Annotated in this window: 1 pseudogene; it reads left to right on the forward strand. The window is 36.8% G+C overall.

Annotated features, from left to right (window positions below):
- Positions 1-89 precede the first annotated feature (89 nt).
- A pseudogene (locus PLX19_RS25970) lies at positions 90-527 on the forward strand (IS4 family transposase); the annotation flags it as partial.

Raw genomic sequence — 527 nt, forward strand, 5'->3', positions numbered from 1 at the left:
GCTATCAAGCTAACAAAACAAAATACCCCCTAAAATGAAAAAATACGCTATTCTTTCTGTAGAATCATAGGAAAGGATGGCGTTTTTGTATGTCTATTTCTGTATCTGATGAATTACAACTATTTGCTCAAGAAATTCAAAGTTTCTTATCCCCAAATATCTTACGAAATCTTGCTAGAGATGTTGGTTTTGTACAGCGAACCAGTAAGTACCAAGCAAAGGATTTAGTCGCTTTATGTGTATGGATGAGCCAAAATGTCGCTACAACTTCTTTAACCCAGTTATCTAGCTGTTTAGAAGCATCAACAGAAGTGCTCATCAGTCCTGAGGGACTGAATCAACGATTTAATAAAGCGGCTGTCCAATTTTTACAACACATATTAGCTGAACTACTAAACCAAAAATTGGCCTCATCTATACCGATTCCTTCTCCATATACTTCTGTTTTCAAGCGTATTCGTATTTTAGATTCAACTGCATTTCAACTCCCAGATCCCTTTTCATTTGTTTATCCAGGTGCAGGAGGC

Origin of the sequence: Bacillus sp. BP-3, assembly GCF_028401955.1 — a bacterium.
Lineage (GTDB): Bacteria > Bacillota > Bacilli > Bacillales > Bacillaceae_G > Bacillus_A.